The following is a 20,143-nucleotide window of genomic DNA, read 5'->3' as shown; positions in this document are numbered from 1 at the left end:
TAGGCTTCAGGCTGAAGCTGACTCATCGAGGCCGCTTCTGCGGCCTCGATGCGTTTCAGGGGAACTCGGGGGAGACGGCTGCCCGCGCGGGCTCGCCCAGTTCCAGCGTCTTCAGCACGCCGCTGGCCTGGGTGCGATTGCGCACGCCGAGCTTTTCGAAGATGGCGGTGACGTGCGCCTTCACCGTGCGCTCCTGAATCGCGAGGCGATCGGCGATCTGCTTGTTGAGCAGGCCATCGGCGAGCAGCACCAGCACGCGGTACTGCTGCTCGGTGAGCCGGGCGAGGCGGGCGGCCAGATCGGCGTCGGCCGGATCGGCGGGCAACGCGGCGACCGCGGCGGCGAGCGCGGCGGGTAGCCACTGGCGGCAGTCGAGCACGGCCCGGATCGCGTTGCCGATTTCCGCGGGACTGGCGCTCTTGGGGATGAAGCCGGACGCGCCGTGGTCGAGCACGCGGCGGACCACGCGCGGCTCGTCGTGGGCGGATACCACCAGAACCGCCACCCCCGGATGCTGGCCACGCAACGCGGCGAGGCCGGACAGCCCCTGGCTGCCGGGCATGTGCAGGTCCAGCAGCACCAGGTCGACGTCGGGATCGCTGCGCAGTTGCTCCAGTGCATCGTGCAGGTCGACGGCCTCGAGTACAGTGCAGTCGGCCACGCTAGCCGCCGCCGCCTGGTGCAGGGCGGCGCGAAACAGCGGGTGGTCGTCGGCGATCAGCAGGCGGGGCATCGGACGAAATTAACCGGCGGCGGCGATCACGTCGAGCAGGTGCACGCGCGACATGTCAGATATGGACTTTCGTACGATGGCCGCGCGGAACGCGCTTGCTATCGTGCATGGATGAACCTGCGCACCCTCTGCGTCCTGCCGCTGCTAGCGCTGGCCTTGCCGGCGTGCAGCACCCATCCATCCCGAGCGGAGCCGGCGATGTCCCGTCCCGATTTCCTCGTCAGCGACGTGCGCGTCACCGAACACCGCGACCAGGACGATCTGCTCAGCGCGGGGCTCGGGCTGGGCGGGCTGGCGGGCGCACCGTCGCCGTTCGCCGATCCGCTGCATCCGACGCCGGCGGAGTTGCGCCGGCGGGCGATCCAGACCAACTGGAAAGGCATTGCCGATCTCGGTCCGCTGGGTGGCTACGGCACCGTCTACGGCGCCGTGCCGAGCGTGCCCGGGCGCGAGTTCCAGGCGTTTGCGCGGGTGCCGGGCGCGAGCCAGCCGCATCGCGTGCTGCTGCAGGTGCCGGACGCGTTCGATGCGCAGCATCGCTGCCTGGTGGTGGCGCCCTCGTCGGGCTCGCGCGGCGTGTACGGAGCGATCTCGCTGGCCGGTGCCTGGGGGCTGCCGAAGGGCTGCGCCGTGGCCTACACCGACAAGGGCACGGGCGCCGGCTACTTCGATTACGCCGACGACAGCGGCGTGCAATTGGACGGTACGCGCGCCCGGCGGGGCGAGGCGATGCTGGAGTTCGAGCCTCCGCCCGCCACCGCCGATGCCGGCGTGGCGATCAAGCAGATGCATTCGGGCGACAACCCGGAGGCGGACTGGGGGCGCGATGTGATCCAGGCGGCGCAGTTCGGGCTGGCGATGCTCGATCGCGCCTTTCCCGCGCAGGCGCCGTTCACCGCGCAGAACACGAAGATCATCGCCACTGGCCTGTCCAATGGCGGGGGTGCGGTGCTGCAGGCGGCAGGGCTGGACGACCAGGGGCTGTTCGCCGGCGTGGTGGCACTGGAGCCCAATGTACTGGTGCCCGGCCTCGGTCGCCCGATGATCGACTACGCCACCGAGGCCGCGATCTGGCTGCCTTGCGCACTGGCCACGCCGCGGTTCGCGGCGGCGCCGTTCGCACGCGCGCCCGATGGCTCGCTGCCGCCGGCCTACGCCGGGCGCTGTGCCGCGCTGCACGCGCAGGGTCGGCTGGCTGGCGCCACGACCGCGGCGCAGGCGGAGGCCGCCTACCAGCGCCTGCGCGCGCACGGCTGGACCGACGAGGCGCTCGCCACCGCGGCCAGCACCACTGCGTTCGACCTGTGGCGGGTGATCGCCGCCGGCTATGCCTCGTCCTACCTGCGACGCGGCGCAACCGACATGCCCTGCGGCTTTCGCTATCTCACCGTCGATCACGCCAACCAGCCGGCACCGGCCGATCCCGCGACGCGCGCGGCTTGGTGGGCGGACGGCGTCGGCATACCGCCCGGCAACGGCATCGCGCTGGGCGGAGGAATGGATCACGGCGACGACCCGGCGCTGGCCGGCCTCGACTGCCTGCGCCAGCTGTGGACCGGCGACAGCGTCGACGCGCGCGCCCTGCATGCCAGCGTGGCGGCAACGGCGAGCAAACTGCCGCGGGCGGACCTGCCGCTGTGGGTGCTGCACGGCGCCGGCGATGGCCTGTTACCCACGGCGTTCACTTCCGAGCCGTACGTGGCGTGGCTGCGCGACAACGAACGCACACCGATCTACTGGCGTGTACCGCATGCACAGCACTTCGACGCGTTTCTCGCCGTGCCCGCCTTCGGCGCGGTGCACGTCCCCCTGATGCCGTACGGCTATGTGGCGCTCGACCGGATGTGGGCGCACCTGTTCCAGGCTGCGGCGTGGCCTGCGTCGCAACCTGTGCCGGCGCCACACCCGCGCGGCCCCGGTGCACTGGATGCGTCCATGCTTGACCTGCGCTGAGCGGGCGCACGCGCCGCAGCGGGTGGCTGCGTTATCCTTGCCGGCCCTTGCCGCCGTGACCGCCACGGCAGCGCGCCACGAGTCCCAAGGATTTTTTCGATGACCATCAACGTTACCTTCCAGACCAATCGCGGCCCGATTCACCTGCGCCTGCACGACGACAAGGCGCCGGTGACGGTGGCGAGCTTCGTCAACCTGGCCAAGCGTGGCTACTACGACGGCCTGTCGTTCCACCGCGTGATCAGCGACTTTATGGTGCAGGGCGGTTGCCCCCAGGGCACCGGCACCGGCGGCCCCGGCTACAAGTTCGAAGACGAGTTCAACCCGTCGCTGCGTCACGACAAGCCCGGCGTGCTGTCGATGGCCAATGCCGGTCCGCGCACCAACGGCAGCCAGTTCTTCATCACCCACGGCGCCACGCCGTGGCTGGACGGCAAGCACAGCGTGTTCGGTGAAGTCATGAGCGCGGACGACCAGAAGGTGGTCGACGCGATCCGTCAGGGCGACACCATCGAGAAGGTGATCGTGGAGGGCGACGTCGACGCGCTGCTGGCTGCGCAGGCCGAGCGCGTGAAGGAGTGGAACGGCATCCTCGACGCGCGCGGCTGATCGCCTCGCGCCACGCGGTGTTGCACGACGGCCGCCCTCGGGCGGCCGTCGGCGTTTTCGCGCCACCGCGCTTGTGCTGGGTGTGCGCTTGAACGCATAGTCCGGCCGCGGCGGTTGCCGCGGCGGGGATCCGGACATGCGGGTAAGGCTAGAAGACGTGGCAAAAGCGGCGGGCGTTTCGCCCAAGACCGTTTCGCGCGTGCTCAACAACGAAGAAAACGTGCGTGAGCCCACGCGCGAGAAAGTGCTGGCCGCAATGGCAGCGATGGACTATCGCCCGCACCTGTCCGCGCGCAGCCTGGCGAGCAACCGCTCGTACCTGGTGGCGGCGCTGTACGACAACCCCTCGTCCAATTACCTCACCGAAATCCAGACCGGCGTACTCGACGCCTGCGATGAGCACCATTACTCGATGATGGTGCGGCCGCTGCTGGTCGAGGCGCCGGACTTCGTGCAGCGGGTGGACGCGCTGATCGCCCACCATCGCCCGGACGGTTTCGTGCTCACGCCCCCGATCACCGAGCATCCGGTGCTGCTGGCGCATCTGCGCGAACGCGGCGTGCCTTTTGCCAGCGTCTCACCGGTACAGCACGCCTCGGCGATCGGCGCGTTCATCGACGAGCCCCGCGCGGCGCGCGAGATGGTGGGGCACCTGCTGTCGCTCGGTCATCGCAGGATCGCCCATGTCATCGGCCACCCCGCCCATGGCGCCAGCGGCTGGCGACTGGCCGGCTATCGCGAGGCATTGGCGGCTGCCGGGCTGCCATACGACCCGGCGCTGGTGATGGAAGGGGATTTCTCGTTTGGCTCCGGCGTGGCCGCGGCGCGCGCGCTGTTCTCGCTGGCGGACCGGCCCACGGCAGTGTTCGCCGCCAACGACGACATGGCCGCCGGCGTGATCTGGGCCGCGGGCGAACACGGGCTGGCGGTGCCGCGCGACGTGTCGGTCTGCGGCTTCGACGACACCCCGATCTCGCGCCAGATCTGGCCCACGCTGACCACCATCCGCCAGCCGAGTCGGGAGATGGGCCGCATCGCCGCGCTGCAGTTGCTCGCCTCGCTGCGCGGCCGCGGCGAGGAGCAGATGGTGCAGTTGCCGTTCGCGCTGCAGGTGCGCGAGTCGACCGCACCCGTAGCCTGAGGCTCTGCGGAAAAATGACGCAGCTGCAGGCGCGCCGCGTGTAGCCAAGGCGCGTGCCCGAGGCAGGCGTCAATCGGCTTTCGACCGTGGCGCAACGGCTCGGGAGCGCGCGCCATCACTGCCCTGACGAGGCCGGAACCCGGTTCCGCTTCGGGGGCAGGCCGGCGCGCATGGACGCGCTCACACCCGTTCCAGCCTGAAAGCGCAACCATCCAGCCGCCGCAGGGGCTGGCCGAGAAGGGTCCGATTGCTGCAATGCGGTTTGACAGCGCTGTCAGGCACTGCGAATACTCGGCCCATTCGGCGCCAGGCGATCGCTGGCGATGAGTCCAACAAGGGGGTCCCGTGCGTCTTTCTGCCCGCATCCACGCCGCATTCGGGCTGTTGCCCGCGACTGCACTGCTCGCGTTCGCGGGTGCAGCCCTGGCCGCCACGCCGAGTGCGCCGGACACCGCCGTGCACCCGCAGATCTGGCCGCAGGTCGAACCCGCGCTCAGGCCGGATCCGGCTCTGGAGGCGCGCATCGCCAAGCTGCTCGCGGGGATGTCGGTGGAGGACAAGGTCGGCCAGCTGATCCAGGCCGACATCACCGCGATCACCCCGGACGACCTGCTCACCTATCACCTGGGCTCGGTGCTGGCCGGCGGCAACAGTGGCCCCAACGGCAACGAGTGGTCGAGTGCGGCGCAGTGGCGTGACCTAGTCGACCAGTTCCACGCCGCGGCACTGAAACCCTCGGCCGATGGCCGCACGCCGATCCCGCTGATCTTCGGCGTAGACGCGGTGCACGGCCACAACAACGTGCCGGGCGCCACGCTGTTTCCGCACAACTCCGGGCTGGGCGCCATGCGCGATCCGGCGCTGATGCGCGAGATCGGTGCCGCTACTGCGGCCGAGGTACGCGCCACCCACATCGACTGGACGTTCGCCCCCACGCTGGCGGTGCCGCAGGATGATCGCTGGGGCCGCACCTACGAGGGCTATTCGCAGGATCCGAGTGTGGTCGCAGCCTACGGCAAGGCGATGGTCGAAGGACTGCAGGGCATGGCCGGCAGTGCTGAGTTCCTGCGTGACGGCCACGCCATTGCCACCGCCAAGCATTTTCTCGGCGACGGCGGCACCTTCGAAGGCCGCGACCAGGGCGACACGCGTGTCAGCGAGACCACCTTGCGCGACGTGCACGGCGCCGGCTACGTGGCCGCGCTCGGTGCCGGTGCGCAGACGGTGATGGCGTCGTTCTCGAGCTGGAATGGCGTGAAGATGCACGGCAACCATGCGCTGCTCACCGACGTGTTGAAGGGGCGCATGGGCTTCGACGGTTTCATCGTCGGCGACTGGCAGGCGCACGGCCAGCTCGACGGCTGCAGCAACGACAGCTGCGCCAAGGCGATCAACGCCGGGCTGGACATGTTCATGGCGCCGGACAGCTGGAAGGCGCTGTATGCCAACACGCTGGCGCAGGTGAAGTCCGGCGAGATCCCGATGGCCCGGCTGGACGACGCGGTGACCCGCATCCTGCGGGTGAAGCTGCGCGCGGGGCTGTTCGATCTTCCCGCGGCGACCGGTGCGCCCGATCTCTCGGTGATCGGCTCGCCTGCGCACCGCGAAATCGCCCGCCGCGCGGTACGCGAGTCGCTGGTGCTGCTGAAGAACCGCGGCGTGCTGCCGATCAACCCGCACCAGCACGTGCTGGTGGCCGGTGACGGCGCGGACAACATCGCCAAGCAGTCCGGCGGCTGGACGATCACCTGGCAGGGCACGGGCGTGCCGGCCACCGCGTTCCCCGGCGCTACCTCCATCTACGCCGGCATCGCGAGCCAGGTGAAGGCCGCCGGCGGCACCGCCACGCTCTCGCCGGACGGCAGCTTCGAGAACAAGCCCGACGTGGCCGTGGTGGTGTTCGGCGAAGATCCCTACGCGGAGTTCCAGGGCGACCTGAAGACCTTTGCCTACAAGAACGGCAGCGACGCGGACCTCAAGCTCCTGCGCAAGCTCAAGGCGCAGCACATCCCGGTGGTGTCGGTGTTCCTCGCCGGCCGGCCGCTGTGGGTGAATCGCGAGATCAACGCTTCCGATGCGTTCGTGATGGCCTGGCTGCCGGGCTCCGAAGGCGAGGGCATCGCCGACGTGCTGCTGAGCAAGCCCGACGCCAGCATCCAGTACGACTTCCACGGCAAACTCTCCTATGCCTGGCCCCGTACGGCGGTGCAGGTGGCACAGACAGCGGGCACGAAGGTGCAGTATCCGCTGGGCTTCGGCCTCACCTACGCCGACCATGACCGCGCCGGCAAGCTGCCGGAGGAGTCGGGACTCAGCGGCGTGCAGGATCCCAAGGGCGTGTTCCTTCAGCGCGGCAAGCCGATGGGCCAGCTGCAGCTGATGCTGGCCGATACCGGTGGCCCGGCGCAGGCGATTGCCGGCACGCCGGCCGCCAGCGCCCACGGCGGCATCAAACTCACGGCGGTGGATTACAAGGCGCAGGAGGATGCGCGCCGGCTGACCTGGTCCGGCACGGGTGGCTCGCTCGTGCTGGAGGCGGACAAGCCGCTGGAATTCAACCGCGAAACCAATGGCGACGTGATGCTGGTGATGACGCTGCGCCCCGACCGGGTTCCGCCCTCCACCCAGGCGAGCCTTGGCGTGGACTGCGCCGGCGCGTGTCGTACCCGCCTCCCGATCGGAGCCGCGCTCGCGGCGCTGCCGCCGGGCAAGTGGAGCACGCTGGCCATGCCGCTGAAGTGCCTGCGCGCAGCGGGCGCCACGATGGAGGCCCTGCGCGCGCCGTTCGTGCTGGAGAGCCGCGGGCCGATGCAGCTGTCGCTGGCCAAGGTGGAGTTGGAAAGTCATGCGGACACGGTGCTGCCGTGTCCGGCCCGCTAGCCCCGATAGTGCTGGAGCCGGCAGGCCAATAGCCGAACGTTTTTTCTCGTCGCACCGTGTCACTGCTGCATCGGGGGATGCCAGAACGCGAAGCGATGAGCCCATGCCGGAGCCGCTGGGTTCCGGCGTCGTCGGTCGACGTTGCCATCGCGCGTCGACCCTGTTCGTCGATCGCTTGCTCTGGGGAGAGAAGGCATGAATCTGTGCAGACACACCGCCTTGCTGTGCAAGGCAACCGCGCTGCTCGCGCTGGCAGGAATCTGGGGGCCGGTGCTCGCCCAGGAAGCGCCCGCTGGCGGCGCCACTGATACGACGCCGGCCAAGACCGAGCAAAAACCCAAGGCCACCGACCTCAAGCAGGTCACCGTGACGGTGGAACTGCGCGCGCAGAACCTGCAGAAATACGCCGGCACGGCACAGGCGCTGGACAGCACCGATCTGCGCGGCATGGCGATCAACTCGGTGCGTGACCTGCAGGTCGCCATCCCGGGCATGAACGTGGCGAACCAGGAGGGCAACACGGAGATCTTCATCCGTGGCGTGGGTTCGGCCAACAACACCGAGCTGGGCGATCCGGGCGTGGCGCCGCACTTGAACGGCAACTACATTCCGCGCCCGCGCGGCCTCGGCCTGATGTTCTACGACCTGGAGCGGGTCGAGGTGAACAAGGGGCCGCAGGGCACCCTGCGCGGCCGCAACGCGCTGGGCGGCACGCTCAACATCGTCACCAAGCAGCCGGAGCTCGGCAAATACGGCGGCTATCTGCAGCTGGACGCCGGCAATCGCGATTCGCACGGCGCCGAGGGCGCGTTCAACATTCCGCTGGGCGAATACTCTGCGCTGCGTTTCTCCGGCTACGCGCTGCGCAAGGACACCGGCTTCAACAACGCCGGTGCCGAGCAGGGGCTCAAGCCCGCGGGCATCCAGAAGGAAGTGGACGGCCGCGTGTCGTTCCTGAGCAAGCCGACCGACCGGCTCACCATCTTCGTGATGGGTGACTACGGCCACGAGGGCGGCACCGGCTATCCCGGCGCCAACATCTACTCGGCCACCCAGGCGGGCTATTTTCCCGGTGACTACAACATGCGCAACGTGGTGTACCGCGGCCCCGAAGGCACGCTGAACAACCACATCTGGGGCTTGCAGGGGAAGGTGTCGTACACGTTCGACGCGTTCAACCTGGAGTACAGCGGCAGCTATCGCAAGGTGGATTTCTATCAGCGCAACGCGTCATCCGACGGCGTGCTGTGGCCCGGTCGCGACGTCAGCCCGGCCGGTGAGGACTACGACGTGTTCTCCAACGCCTACTGGCAGACGCGCTCCAAGGCCACCACCCACCAGCTGCTGCTGACCTCGCCGGAAGATTCGGACGTGATCTGGACCGTCGGCGGTTTCTACTTCAAGGAAGACCAGCAGGTTGGCTACTTCTCGCTGGTGGACAAGGGCTACTGCTGCTACTCCGGCACCGAGTTCACCATGCCCAAGGTGCCCGGCCGCTCCAACGCGTTCTTCGCCGATCTCACCTTTCCGGTGGCCGATCATTTCCGACTGAAGTTCGGCGCCCGGCGTACCCACGAAACCAAGGCGCGCCAGGGTCTGGGCGGCAACTGGGCGCTTACGCTGGGCGGCGAGGGTTTCGGTTGCTGCTTCGCCACCCGACTCGGCACCGAGGGGTTCGTGCCGGCGCTGCTGGACCGTCCCAACTTCGACGTCTCCAACCTCACCACGCCCGCGCAGCAGGCGCAGTTCCTGATCGAGGGTGTGCTGCAGCCGGGCGCGCGCGACACGCTGATCCAGCAGCTGGCCGGCATCCCGGACGGCAGCCGCCCCAACGGCACCTGCGTGGATCGTCCGGACACCAACAATGGTGGCGCGGTGACGTGTCCGGCCGATGGTTCGCACTCGTTCGCCAACCTCACCATCCCGGCGGTGCAACGCGGCAGCTCGCGCTTCAATTACAACGACTTCCGCGCCGGCTTCGAAACCGACCTGAGTGACAACCAGCTGCTCTACGGCACCATCAGCACCGGTCACAAGGCGGGTGGCTTCAACGACACCTTCGACGTCAACAAGGTGCCCAGCACCTTCAAGCCGGAGAAGCTGGTGTCCTACGAGGTGGGCTCCAAGAACGAGTTCGAGTTCAACGGAAAGCTCGCCACCTTCAACGTGTCCGGGTTCCTCTACAACTACACCAACCAGGTGTTCCAGGACCTCACCACCATCGCGATCGACATCAACGGCAATGCGTCAGGCTTCTCGCTGGTCAATCGCAACGTGGGCAAGTCCAAGCTCTACGGCGCGGAGATGCAGAGCACGCTGCGCTTCGATCACGGTTTCATGCTCGATCTCAACGCGCTGCTGCTGCACACCGAGATCACCGAGGGCATCGTCGCCGACACGCGCAGCCAGAACTTCGACGCCGGCGGCATCACTTCGCAGATTGACCTGAAGGGCAACCAGTTGCCGCTCGCATCCAAGCTGTGGGCTACCGCCCGCCTGCAGCAGTTCGTGGAGATGAACAGCGGATCATTCGACTGGCAGGCGCTGGTGAGCTACCGGTCGCGCTACTACCTGACCCAGTTCAACCTCGATCCGGTGGTGTTCGTTTCCGATACGCAAGGCACCGTGAGCAGCGTGCAGCCTGCGGCGGCTGCAGGCTTCCCGGACCAGCAGAAGGGCTACTTCACCGTCAACCTGGGCTTCGGCTATTCGCCGCAGGACAGCATCTGGCGCTTCGAGGGCTACGTGTCCAACCTGTTCGATAAGCAGGCCTCGCAGAAGGCGCTGGTCGGCTCGGGCATCAACGTGCGCTTCCTCAACGATGCCCGCAGCTACGGCGTTCGCGTGCGCGCGGATTTCTAAATTTCCTTTTGCGAGGCCACCGGCACGCCCTGACGGCATGCCGGCATGCCTCCCTCCCCGAACCCGCCCGCGCCTTGCCGGCGGGTTTTTTATGGGTGGGGGAGGCGTCGGGTTTGTTTTGAGCATCAGTGACGGGAAAGCTGGCCGGCTGTCCCGGACGCTGATGCGCGCGCAGCGGTTGATCGGCGGGGCGTGTGCTGCCGGGCGTCGCCGCTGCGGGGCACCGTGCGGAGCCGCGCCGAATGATGCCGGCAATCGCCGGCCCGGGCGCGCCCGGCGCTGGGGACGGGCCCAGGCCTGCCTGCGCGCAAAGTGGACTACCACGGCGACGCAAGAGTGCGCGGTTCGGATCGACGGCAGGGGCCAGCGGCAAGCCGACTGTCGGCTGCGGGCTCAGCGGCGACAAGGGGCGGGCCGCACTCACGGGGCAATGCGGAGCGGGCTGCCGCTGCGCCAGCGTTAGGTAAGGCCGGGGATGCCCGCTCGTCCCCGGATCAGGCGCCGCTCCATGGCGGTATCCGGGCGCGTGCTAAAATCAGCCGGTTTGCAGCCTTGATCTCCCCTGCGAGGACGCCATGCCCCAGCTTGCCCAGCGTGTCGGTCGTGCCAAGCCCAGCGCGATCATGCTGATCGCCGAGAAGGCCCGCCAGCTCAAGGCGGCCGGCCGCGACGTGATCAGCTTTTCCATTGGCGTGCCCAACTTCCTGCCCGGCGAGCACGTCTATGCCGCGGCCCGTGAGTCGCTTGAGCGGGACTCGGGCCAGTACGGCAGCAATCGCGGGGCGGAGGTACTGCTGGATGCGTTCCTCGCGCACATCGAGGCGCTGGGCCTGACCGGCTACGGCCGCATGAACCTCTCCATCGGCATCGGCGCCAAGCAGGTGCTGTACAACCTGGCCGAGGCGATGCTCGACGAGGGCGACGAGATCTGCTTCGCCGCGCCGTTCTGGACCACCTACCGCGACATCGCCGACATCGTCGGCGCGAAGACCAACATCCTGCACTGCGGCCCGGAGCATAACTACAAGCTCGTTCCCGCGCAGCTGGAAGAGGCCCTCAAGCGCAAGCCCAAGGTGTTCCTGTTCAACAACCCGTCCAACCCCACCGGCATGGTCTACACGCGCGAGGAAATCGCCGCGCTGGCCGAGGTGCTGGTGAAGTATCCGGACACCTGGATCATCACCGACGACATCTACAACTCGATGGTGTTCGACGGCCTGGGCTACCACAACTTCGTGCACGCCAGGCCGGAGCTGAAGGACCGCCTGGTGTTCGTCGATTCGCTCTCCAAGACCTACGGCATGCCCGGCTGGCGGGTGGGTTTCATCGCCGGGCCGGAATCGGTGGCCAAGGCGGTCACCACGCTGAACTCCAACCACATCACCAGCCTGCCGGAAGTGATCACCGCCGCCGCGGTGGCCGCGCTCGCCGGGCCGCAGGACATCCCGCAGGCCAAGCGCGCCGAGTTCGCCGCCAAGCGTGACACCGTGATGGCCGCGCTGGACGCAATCCCCGGTGTGGTCTGCCCGCGTCCGCAGGGTGCCTTTTACGCCTTCCCCGATATTTCCGTTGCCTTCGGCAAGCGCCACGCCGGGCAGCTGATCGAGAACGACGTGCAGTTCTGCGCCGCGTTGCTGGAATCCAAGGGCGTGGCCTGCGTGCCGGGCTCGGCGTTCGGCGAGCCGCGTGCCATGCGCATTTCCTACACCTGCCCGACGGCCCAGTTGGCACCGGGTCTGGCGCGCATCGCCCAGTTCTTCACCGAGCTCACCTGACCATAGATCCCTGCAGGCGCGGCTCAAGCCGCGATGCCCCGGTCGCCTGACGGAAAAGCATCGTCGCCGGAGTCGGCCGCACCCACGTCACCCGTTTCCCACCAAGGAGCCAACCCCATGAAAGCCCCCGTTCGAGTTGCCGTCACCGGCGCCGCCGGCCAGATCGGTTATGCCCTGCTGTTCCGTATCGCCGCGGGCGACATGCTCGGTCCGGACCAGCCGGTGATCCTGCACATGCTGGAGATCACCCCGGCGCTGCCGACGCTGCAGGGCGTGGTGATGGAGCTCAATGACTGCGCGTTCCCGCTGCTCGCCGGCACCGTCGCCACCGACGACGTCAACGTCGCCTTCAAGGACGTCGACTACGCGCTGCTGGTCGGCGCGCGTCCGCGCGGCCCGGGCATGGAGCGCAAGGACCTGCTCGAGGCCAACGGCGCCATCTTCGGTCCGCAGGGCAAGGCGCTGAACGACCACGCCAAGCGCGACGTGAAGGTGCTGGTGGTCGGCAACCCGGCCAACACCAACGCCCTGATCGCCCAGCAGAACGCCCCGGACCTGGACCCGAACTGCTTCACCGCGATGGTCCGCCTGGACCACAACCGCGCGATGAGCCAGCTGGCCGAGAAGACCGGCAAGCACAACACCGACATCAAGAAGATGACCATCTGGGGCAACCACAGCTCCACCCAGTACCCGGACCTGCACCACGCCACCGTGGATAGCAAGCCGGCACTGAGCCTGGTCGAGCAGAGCTGGTACGAGAGCGACTTCATCCCGACCGTGCAGCAGCGCGGCGCGGCGATCATCAAGGCCCGCGGCGCCTCCTCCGCCGCCTCGGCCGCCTCGGCCGCGATCGACCACATGCGCTCCTGGGCGCTGGGCACCGCCGAGGGCGACTGGGTCTCGATGGGCATCCCGTCGGACGGCTCCTACGGCATCGCCCCGGGCGTGATCTACGGCTACCCGGTGACCGTGAAGAACGGCAAGTACGCGATCGTGCAGGGCCTGGAAATCAACGATTTCTCGCGTGCCCGCATGGATGCCACCGACAAGGAGCTGCGCGAAGAGCGCGCCGGCGTCGAGCATCTGTTCGCGAAGAAGTAAGCCAGCTCGTTTCGGCTTGGGGGAGGGCGGCTTCGGCCGCCCTTTTTTCGCGGCAGCCTCGCCGCTGACCTTGGTGCCACTTCACGGACATCCCGGCCATCTCCGGGACGCCGCTCTTCGGGCGATGCGAAGCGAGCCGTCACCGGGTCCCTTCGGGAGTCGAGCGGGGCGGGACGACAAGGCCCGCAGGGGAACGGGCAGGACGCCCGTTCCTTTTCGTCAGGGCAGGAGCCCTGTCGAAAAGCCCGGCCCGACCCGCGTGCCCGCAGCGCCAACGGCGCGGAGGGACGACGGACGCAGGGTGCCGTTCTCTTTGGTTACTTTCTCTTGGGCAAGCAAGAGAAAGTGACTCGGCGGCCGAAGGACGTCGAAACCGCTTTTGACTGGCGTGCAGATCACTGAGCCTGATATGCGAAGGGTGTCGCCTTGGCAGCCGAGCATCGCCTGATGGCGCCGAGTCATCGAAGAGATACACGCGTTGCGTCGAAATACAAGGCAGCGCAACGCGCCTCCAATCCCTAAAATGCGCGGCCGTTTTGCATGGTGGGTGCGCGCTGCATGGACATCGTCGTCAACGAAGAACTCAAGGCCTACATCGAGCCGATGACGCCGGAGGAATACGAGGCGCTGGAGCGCAGCCTCCTCGCTGAGGGTTGTCGTGACGCGCTGGTGCTGTGGGGCGAGATACTGGTCGACGGGCATCACCGCTATGCGATCTGCCGCAAGCACGGCTTGCCGTTCCAGACCGTGCAGCATCCGCATTTCCAGTCGATGGACGACGTGCACCTGTGGATGATCGACCAGCACCTGGGGCGGCGCAGCCTGTCGATGTTCCAGCGAGGCGAGCTGGCGCTGCGCAAGCGCGACATCCTCGCTGCGCGTCGTGCTCAGGCGCGGGTGAAGTTGCCGCCGCTGCCGCCGATTCCGGAAGACGCGGAAACCGCCACGGAAGATGCGGCGCCGGTGATCGAACCGGCAGTCAGCGCGCCGGAAGCGCCGGTGGAGGCACCGCCCAGCCGCGAGGCCTTGGCGAAGGCTGCGCGCCTGAGCAACACGCAGGTCGGGCTGATCGAGAAGATCCGCAAGCAGGCCGCCCCAGAAGTGGTGGAGGCGGTGAAGGCCGGCACGATCTCGATCAACGCCGCCGCCGCAGTGGCCAGCCTGCCGGAGGACGAGCAGCGCGCGGCGGCCAGCGGCGGCGACCGGGAACTGAAGGACGCCGCAAAGCGCGTACGCGAGTCGCGGCGCAAGCCGAAGGAGATTCCAGCGGCCGACCCGGAGGCGGCCGCTGGCGCGGACGATGAACTGCAGCAGCTGCGCCAGCGTGTGGCGGAGCTGACCGCCGAAGTCGCTTCGCTGCGCCAGCAGCTGGCCGAGCTGCAGGGCGAATAAGGGCGGGCACGACAGCCGGGCTGTGCGCCGGCCGAGCCTTCAGTGCGTGCGGGCGATCGTGCTCGTCGCGGCCTCGCGCACGTAGGCGAGCAAGGCGTCATCGACGGCGCTGCCGCTGCGCAGGTCCGGCTCGCGCAAATAGGCCTCGCGGATCTTGGCGTGGGTGGCCGGATCGTCGCCCGCGTATTCGCGGAACATCGCCATCCAGCGCTGCGCCATGGCCTGCACGGCCGGGTCGTGGGCGGGCACGCCGTCGGCGAGTGCGGTGCGCAGCGCAGCGATGAGCTCGGGCCAGGCGTACATCTGCTTGCCGTAGTGCTGGCGCATCCGCTGCATTTCCTGCTCGTCCAGATAGCGCTCGAAGATCGCCAGCCGTGCGCTCACCATGGAGCGCTCCACGAAGCGCTCCAGTGCCGGCGTGATGCCGCTGCGTTCGCGCATGCCCGGTTCGTCCTCGGTCATCGTGCGCAGGCGCAGCAGGAAGGCCGGGTTGTTGCCGGTGCCGCGACCGATCATCTCCATCCACTGCAGGGCCAGTTGCTGCGCGTCGGCGTCCTCCGGGGTGGCGCCGCGATCCATCGCCGACTGCACGGCGGTTACTAGCGCGCTCCAGGCCGGCAACACGTCCGGGTCGGTGTGCAGCGGCAGGGCTTTCAGTTCCTCGGGGGTGAAATACTTCTCGTACATCGTCATCTGCTCCAGCGTGTCCAGCCAGTCGGCCAGGTCGGGGGACTGTCCGGCCACGAGTTGGCCGCGCAGATGCACCAGCCGCTCGCGCAGGCGGGCGGCATCGGCCAGGTCGCGGTCGAGCTGCGCGATCTGGCGGTCCACCAGTTCGGCCAGCGGTGGCTGTGGTCCGGACAGGGCAAGTCCGATGTCGGCCAGCGGCAGGCCCAGCTGACGCAGGGCCTGGATGCGGTGCAGGCGTTCGATATCCGCCTGCCCGTAAAGCCGATAGCCGGCACCGGAGCGCGAAGACGGACTGAGCAGGCCGATCGCGTCGTAGTGGTGCAGGGTGCGTACGGTCAGCCCGCTACGCTTTGCCAGTTCGCCCACCGTCAGCTGCATCGCTAGTCACTCCGTTCGCCTCGCGTGGCCCACACGCTAAGGGCTCACGTTACGTGAGGGTCAAGCGTTCTGGCCACCGCCGTTTCGACCTTGGTCGCGGTGCCGCTGGCCGATGGCTGGACTAGGCTTGGGCGGGTTCTGGAGGGAGTGCGGCACATGGGCTACGACGCGTTCTACCGGCAGTCGATCGAGGAGCCGGAGCGGTTCTGGGGTGAGCAGGCGCGGCTGATTCACTGGGAAACGCCGCCGCAGCAGATTCTCGATGCCTCGAACCTGCCGTTCCGCCGCTGGTTCGTCGGCGGCACCACCAACCTCTGCTACAACGCGGTGGATCGCCATCTCGCCGAGCGCGGCGAGCAGCTGGCGCTGGTGGCGATCTCCACCGAGACCGATACCACCGAGGAGATCACCTACCGCGTGCTGTATCGCGAGGTGAACCGCTTCGCCGGCATCCTCAAGGGGCTGGGCGTGGGCCGCGGCGATCGGGTGGTGATCTACATGCCCAACATGGCCGAGGCGGTGTACGCGATGCTGGCGTGCGCGCGCATCGGCGCGATCCACTCGGTGGTGTTCGGCGGTTTCGCGGCGCACAACCTGACGCTGCGTATCGACGACGCGGAGCCGAAGCTGCTGATCTGCGCCGATGCGGGCATGCGCGGCGGCAAGGTTATTCCGTACAAGCCGCTGGTGGACACGGCGCTGGCCGAGGCGAAGGCGCCGCCGCCGCATGTGCTGATCGTCAGCCGCGGGCTGGATCCGGACATGCATCGCATGGAGGGTCGCGATGTCGACTACGCCCGCCTGCGCGCCGAGCACATGAACGACGAGGTGCCGGTGGAGTGGCTGGAATCGAACGAGCCCAGCTATCTGCTCTACACCTCCGGTACCACCGGCAAGCCCAAGGGCATCCAGCGCGACGTGGGCGGCTACGCGGTGGCGATGGCGCTGTCGATCCGCACGGTGTTCGACATCGCGCCGGGGCAGGTGATGTTCTCCACTTCCGACGTGGGCTGGGCGGTGGGGCACTCGTACAACGTCTACGGCCCGCTGATCGGGGGGGCCACCTCGCTGCTGTACGAGGGGCTGCCGACGCGGCCTGATCCCGGCATCTGGTGGCGGCTGTGCGAGAAGTACAAGGTCCGCACGATGTTCTCCTCGCCGACCGGCATCCGCGTGCTGAAAAAGCAGGATGCGTCGTGGCTGAAGAATGCGGACCTCTCCAGTCTCAAGTGGCTGTTCCTCGCTGGCGAGCCGCTAGACGAGCCCACCGCCCAGTGGATTACCGAGGGCCTCGGGGTGCCGGTGATCGACAACTACTGGCAGACCGAGACCGGCTGGCCGGCAATCACCCTGATGCCGGGGCTGGAGCTGAAGCCGGTGAAGTGGGGTTCGCCCGGACTGCCGGCGCCCGGCTACAAGATGAAGGTGATCAACGAAGCGACCGGCGAGGAAGCGGCCGCCGGCGAGAAAGGCGTACTGGTGTTCGTGCCGCCGCTGCCGCCGGGCTGCCTCACCACGGTGTGGCGCGACGACGACCGCTACGTCAACAGCTACTTCAGCCACTTCAAGGAGCTGCTGTACAGCTCGCTGGACTGGGCGATCCGCGATGCGGACGGCTATACCAACATCCTCGGGCGCACCGACGACGTGATCAACGTGGCTGGACATCGGCTGGGCACGCGCGAGATCGAGGAGTCCGTCGCCACGCATGCCTCGGTCGCCGAGGCGGCGGTGATCGGCATGAAGGACGAGCTCAAGGGTCAGGTGCCGGTGGTGTTCGCCACGCTCAAGCAGGGCGTGCTGGAACTGCCCGCCGACGTGACCCGGGCGATGCAGCAGTGCGTCACCGACCAGCTCGGCGCGGTGGCCCGGCCGGCGCGGATCTACGTGGTGAACGCGCTGCCGAAGACCCGCTCGGGCAAGTTGCTGCGGCGATCGCTGCAGGCGCTGGTGCAGGAGACCGATCCGGGCGACCTGTCCACGCTGGACGATCCGTCGTCGCTCGATGAGGTGCGCAAGGCGCTGGAGCGGGGGCCGGATCTGGGTACCTGAGGCCCCGCTTTTGCTACAAAGAAAAACGGGACGGCAAGCCGTCCCGTTTTCCCTCTTGCACACCCTGCGGGGGATTCTCAGGCCGCTTGGGCCACGTTGTCCTTGGCGGCTACCGGCAGCCGCATCAGGTGGTCGAACGCGCTCAGTGCGGCGGTGGAGCCCGCGCCCATCGCGATCACGATCTGCTTGTACGGCACCGTGGTGGCATCGCCGGCCGCGAACACGCCCGGCAGCGAGGTCTCGCCGCGGTCGTTGATGACGATCTCGCCGCGTGCCGACAGCTCCAGCGTGCCCTTGAGCCATTCGGTGTTCGGCAGCAGGCCGATCTGCACGAAGATGCCTTCCAGCTCGACCGTATGCGTGTTGCCGCTGACGCGGTCGGTGTAGACCAGGCCGTTGACCTTCTGGCCGTCGCCCAGCACCTCGGTGGTCTGCGCGTTGAGCAGGATCGCCACGTTCGGCAGGCTGCGCAGCTTGCGCTGCAGCACCTCGTCGGCGCGCAGCTGGCTATCGAACTCGAGCACGGTGACGTGACTGACGAGACCGGCCAGGTCGATCGCCGCCTCCACGCCGGAGTTGCCGCCGCCGATCACCGCGACGCGCTTGCCCTTGAACAGCGGGCCGTCGCAATGCGGGCAGTAGGCCACGCCCTTGTTGCGGTACTCGGCCTCGCCGGGCACGTTGACATTGCGCCAGCGCGCGCCGGTCGACAGGATCACCGTGCGGCTCTTCAGCACCGCGCCATTGGCCAGCTGCACCGCGACCAGGCCGCCCGGCTCGGCCGCCGGCACCAGCTTCTCGGCACGCTGCGCGTTCATGATCTCGACGTCGTAAGCGCGCACATGCTGCTCCAGCGCGGCGGCGAACTTCGGCCCCTCGGTCTCCTTCACCGAGACGAAGTTCTCGATCGCCAGCGTGTCCAGCACCTGGCCGCCGAAGCGCTCCGACGCGACGCCGGTGCGGATGCCCTTGCGCGCGGCATAGATCGCCGCCGCGGCGCCGGCCGGGCCGCCGCCGACGATCAGCACGTCATACGGGGCCTTGTCGGCCAGGCGCACGGCATCGCGCGCGGCGGCGCCGGTGTCAACCTTGGCAAGGATCTCGGCCAGCTCCATGCGGCCCGAGCCGAAGGGCTGCCCGTTGAGGTAGACGGTCGGCACGCCCATGATCTGGCGCTGCTCGATCTCGTCCTGGAACAGGCCACCGTCGATGGCGACGTGGCGGATGCGCGGGTTCAGCACCGCCATCAGGTTCAGCGCCTGCACGACGTCGGGGCAGTTGTGGCAGGTCAGCGACATGTAGGTCTCGAAGACGAAGTCGCCTTCGAGCGCCTTGACCTGCTCCTGCACGTCGGCCTCGATCTTGGGCGGGTGACCTCCGGCCTGCAGCAGCGCGAGCACCAGCGAGGTGAACTCGTGGCCCATCGGGATCGCGGCGAAGCGCACGCCGGGCTCGGCGGCGCCGGCGCGGCCGATCGAGAACGACGGGCGGCGTGCATCCTGGCCGTCGAAGCGGGCGCTGATACGGCTGGGGGCGATGGCAGCGAGCTCTTCGATCAGCTCGCGCATCTCCTGCGAGGCCGGCCGGTCGTCGAGGCTGGCCACCAGCTCGATCGGCTGCGTGATGCGCTCGAAATAGGCTTCAAGCTGGCCTTTGGTGGCGGCGTCCAACATGGCGTGTCCTTTCAGGTGTTCAGGCGAGGTCGTTCCGACCCCGTTGAGAGCACCGGCAGGAGCAGCCTGCGGCGCTGTCAGCGGGGCCTGTCCGGCCCTCCCCGGCCAAGCCGGGGAAGAGAAGCATCCGTGGCCGGCATGCCGCCGGCCCGGTGGCGGGTCATCAGATCTTGCCGACGAGGTCCAGCGACGGGGTCAGCGTCTTGGCGCCTTCGTTCCACTTGGCGGGGCAGACCTGGCCGGGGTGGCTGGCAACGTACTGGGCGGCCTTCAGCTTGCGCAGCGTTTCCTTCACGTCGCGGGCGATCGCGTTGTCGTGCACTTCCAGCGTCTTGATCACGCCTTCCGGGTTGATGATGAAGGTGCCGCGCAGCGCCAGGCCTTCCTCAGGGATGTGCACGCCGAAGGCGTTGGTCAGCGCATGGGTCGGGTCGCCGACCAGCGGGAACCTGGCCTTGCCGACGGCCGGCGAGGTCTCGTGCCACACCTTGTGCGAGAAGTGGGTGTCGGTGGTGACGATGTAGACCTCGGCACCGGCCTTCTGGAACTCGGCGTAGTTGTCGGCCGCGTCCTCGACTTCGGTCGGGCAATTGAAGGTGAAGGCGGCCGGCATGAAGATCAGCACGGACCACTTGCCCTTCAGCGACTCGTCGCTCACCGGCACGAACTTGCCGTTGTGGAAGGCTTCGGTCTTGAACGGCTGGACTTGGGTGTTGATGATGGACATGCTTGGCTTCCTCTGGCGTGAAGTGGTTGGGAGACAGCCGAGAGGTTAGGGCGGCGGCGCCCATAAGGCCAATTGATTGAGACAACCCTTTACATTGATTGCCTCTATTAGCTCCGGCCGTGCCGGGGCCGGATGAGCTCAATACTCGAGCCGCTCCGGCCTGATTTCCTGCAG

General features: G+C 68.1%; 13 protein-coding genes. 9 read left to right on the top strand and 4 right to left on the bottom strand.

The features are described from left to right. Window positions 1–55: 55 nt before the first annotated feature. Window positions 56–733 (bottom strand): response regulator, encoded by a 678-nt coding sequence (locus VFG40_RS08025; protein WP_324896751.1) that lies wholly within the window; start codon window positions 731–733, stop codon window positions 56–58. Between the two features lie 111 nt (window positions 734–844). Here VFG40_RS08025 and VFG40_RS08020 point away from each other — a divergent pair, with 111 nt between their 5' ends. The 8 genes from VFG40_RS08020 (at window position 845) to VFG40_RS07985 (ending at window position 14,449) form a co-directional block, all read left to right on the top strand. Next, on the top strand, window positions 845–2,686 hold the full coding sequence (locus VFG40_RS08020; protein ID WP_324896748.1) for a 3-hydroxybutyrate oligomer hydrolase family protein: 1,842 nt from the start codon (window positions 845–847) through the stop codon (window positions 2,684–2,686). Window positions 2,687–2,785: 99 nt separating this feature from the next. Beyond that, window positions 2,786–3,295: a peptidylprolyl isomerase gene (locus VFG40_RS08015; protein ID WP_324896746.1), complete on the top strand. Its 510-nt coding sequence runs from the start codon at window positions 2,786–2,788 to the stop codon at window positions 3,293–3,295. Window positions 3,296–3,431: 136 nt separating this feature from the next. Further along, on the top strand, window positions 3,432–4,436 hold the full coding sequence (locus VFG40_RS08010) for a LacI family DNA-binding transcriptional regulator (protein WP_324896744.1): 1,005 nt from the start codon (window positions 3,432–3,434) through the stop codon (window positions 4,434–4,436). Window positions 4,437–4,781: 345 nt separating this feature from the next. After that, window positions 4,782–7,316 carry a glycoside hydrolase family 3 protein gene (locus tag VFG40_RS08005; RefSeq protein ID WP_324896742.1) on the top strand — a complete coding sequence of 845 codons (2,535 nt, stop codon included), beginning with the start codon at window positions 4,782–4,784 and terminating at the stop codon, window positions 7,314–7,316. A gap of 195 nt (window positions 7,317–7,511) precedes the next feature. Then, a complete protein-coding gene (locus VFG40_RS08000; protein ID WP_324896740.1) occupies window positions 7,512–10,178 on the top strand; it encodes a TonB-dependent receptor in 2,667 nt (888 codons plus the stop codon). A 575-nt stretch (window positions 10,179–10,753) separates the two neighbouring features. Beyond that, entirely contained in the window at window positions 10,754–11,953 is a 1,200-nt protein-coding gene (locus tag VFG40_RS07995; RefSeq protein WP_324896738.1) for an aminotransferase class I/II-fold pyridoxal phosphate-dependent enzyme, read from the top strand. 117 nt (window positions 11,954–12,070) lie between these two features. Then, complete coding sequence (locus VFG40_RS07990) at window positions 12,071–13,057, top strand: malate dehydrogenase (RefSeq protein WP_324896736.1); 987 nt, start codon at window positions 12,071–12,073, stop codon at window positions 13,055–13,057. A 558-nt stretch (window positions 13,058–13,615) separates the two neighbouring features. Next, the gene (locus tag VFG40_RS07985; protein ID WP_324896734.1) at window positions 13,616–14,449 is read left to right on the top strand and encodes a ParB N-terminal domain-containing protein; all 834 of its coding nucleotides are present in this window, start codon (window positions 13,616–13,618) and stop codon (window positions 14,447–14,449) included. 39 nt (window positions 14,450–14,488) lie between these two features. Here the strand turns inward: VFG40_RS07985 and VFG40_RS07980 are convergent, their stop codons facing one another. After that, on the bottom strand, window positions 14,489–15,517 hold the full coding sequence (locus VFG40_RS07980; protein ID WP_324896732.1) for a MerR family transcriptional regulator: 1,029 nt from the start codon (window positions 15,515–15,517) through the stop codon (window positions 14,489–14,491). A 156-nt stretch (window positions 15,518–15,673) separates the two neighbouring features. Between VFG40_RS07980 and prpE the strand changes: the two genes are divergently transcribed. Beyond that, window positions 15,674–17,569 (top strand): propionate--CoA ligase, encoded by a 1,896-nt coding sequence (gene prpE / locus VFG40_RS07975; RefSeq protein WP_324896730.1) that lies wholly within the window; start codon window positions 15,674–15,676, stop codon window positions 17,567–17,569. Window positions 17,570–17,646: 77 nt separating this feature from the next. Here prpE and ahpF read toward each other — a convergent pair whose 3' ends face one another. Further along, window positions 17,647–19,242: an alkyl hydroperoxide reductase subunit F gene (gene ahpF, locus VFG40_RS07970; protein ID WP_324896728.1), complete on the bottom strand. Its 1,596-nt coding sequence runs from the start codon at window positions 19,240–19,242 to the stop codon at window positions 17,647–17,649. 163 nt (window positions 19,243–19,405) lie between these two features. Next, window positions 19,406–19,969 (bottom strand): alkyl hydroperoxide reductase subunit C, encoded by a 564-nt coding sequence (ahpC, locus tag VFG40_RS07965; protein WP_324896726.1) that lies wholly within the window; start codon window positions 19,967–19,969, stop codon window positions 19,406–19,408. Between the last annotated feature and the right edge of the window lie 174 nt (window positions 19,970–20,143).

It is taken from the genome of Dyella sp. (assembly GCF_035685805.1).
In the GTDB taxonomy this organism is placed as follows: domain Bacteria; phylum Pseudomonadota; class Gammaproteobacteria; order Xanthomonadales; family Rhodanobacteraceae; genus Dyella_A.
Note: the sequence above shows the minus strand (reverse complement) of the source record. Positions and strands in the feature narration are given on the sequence as shown.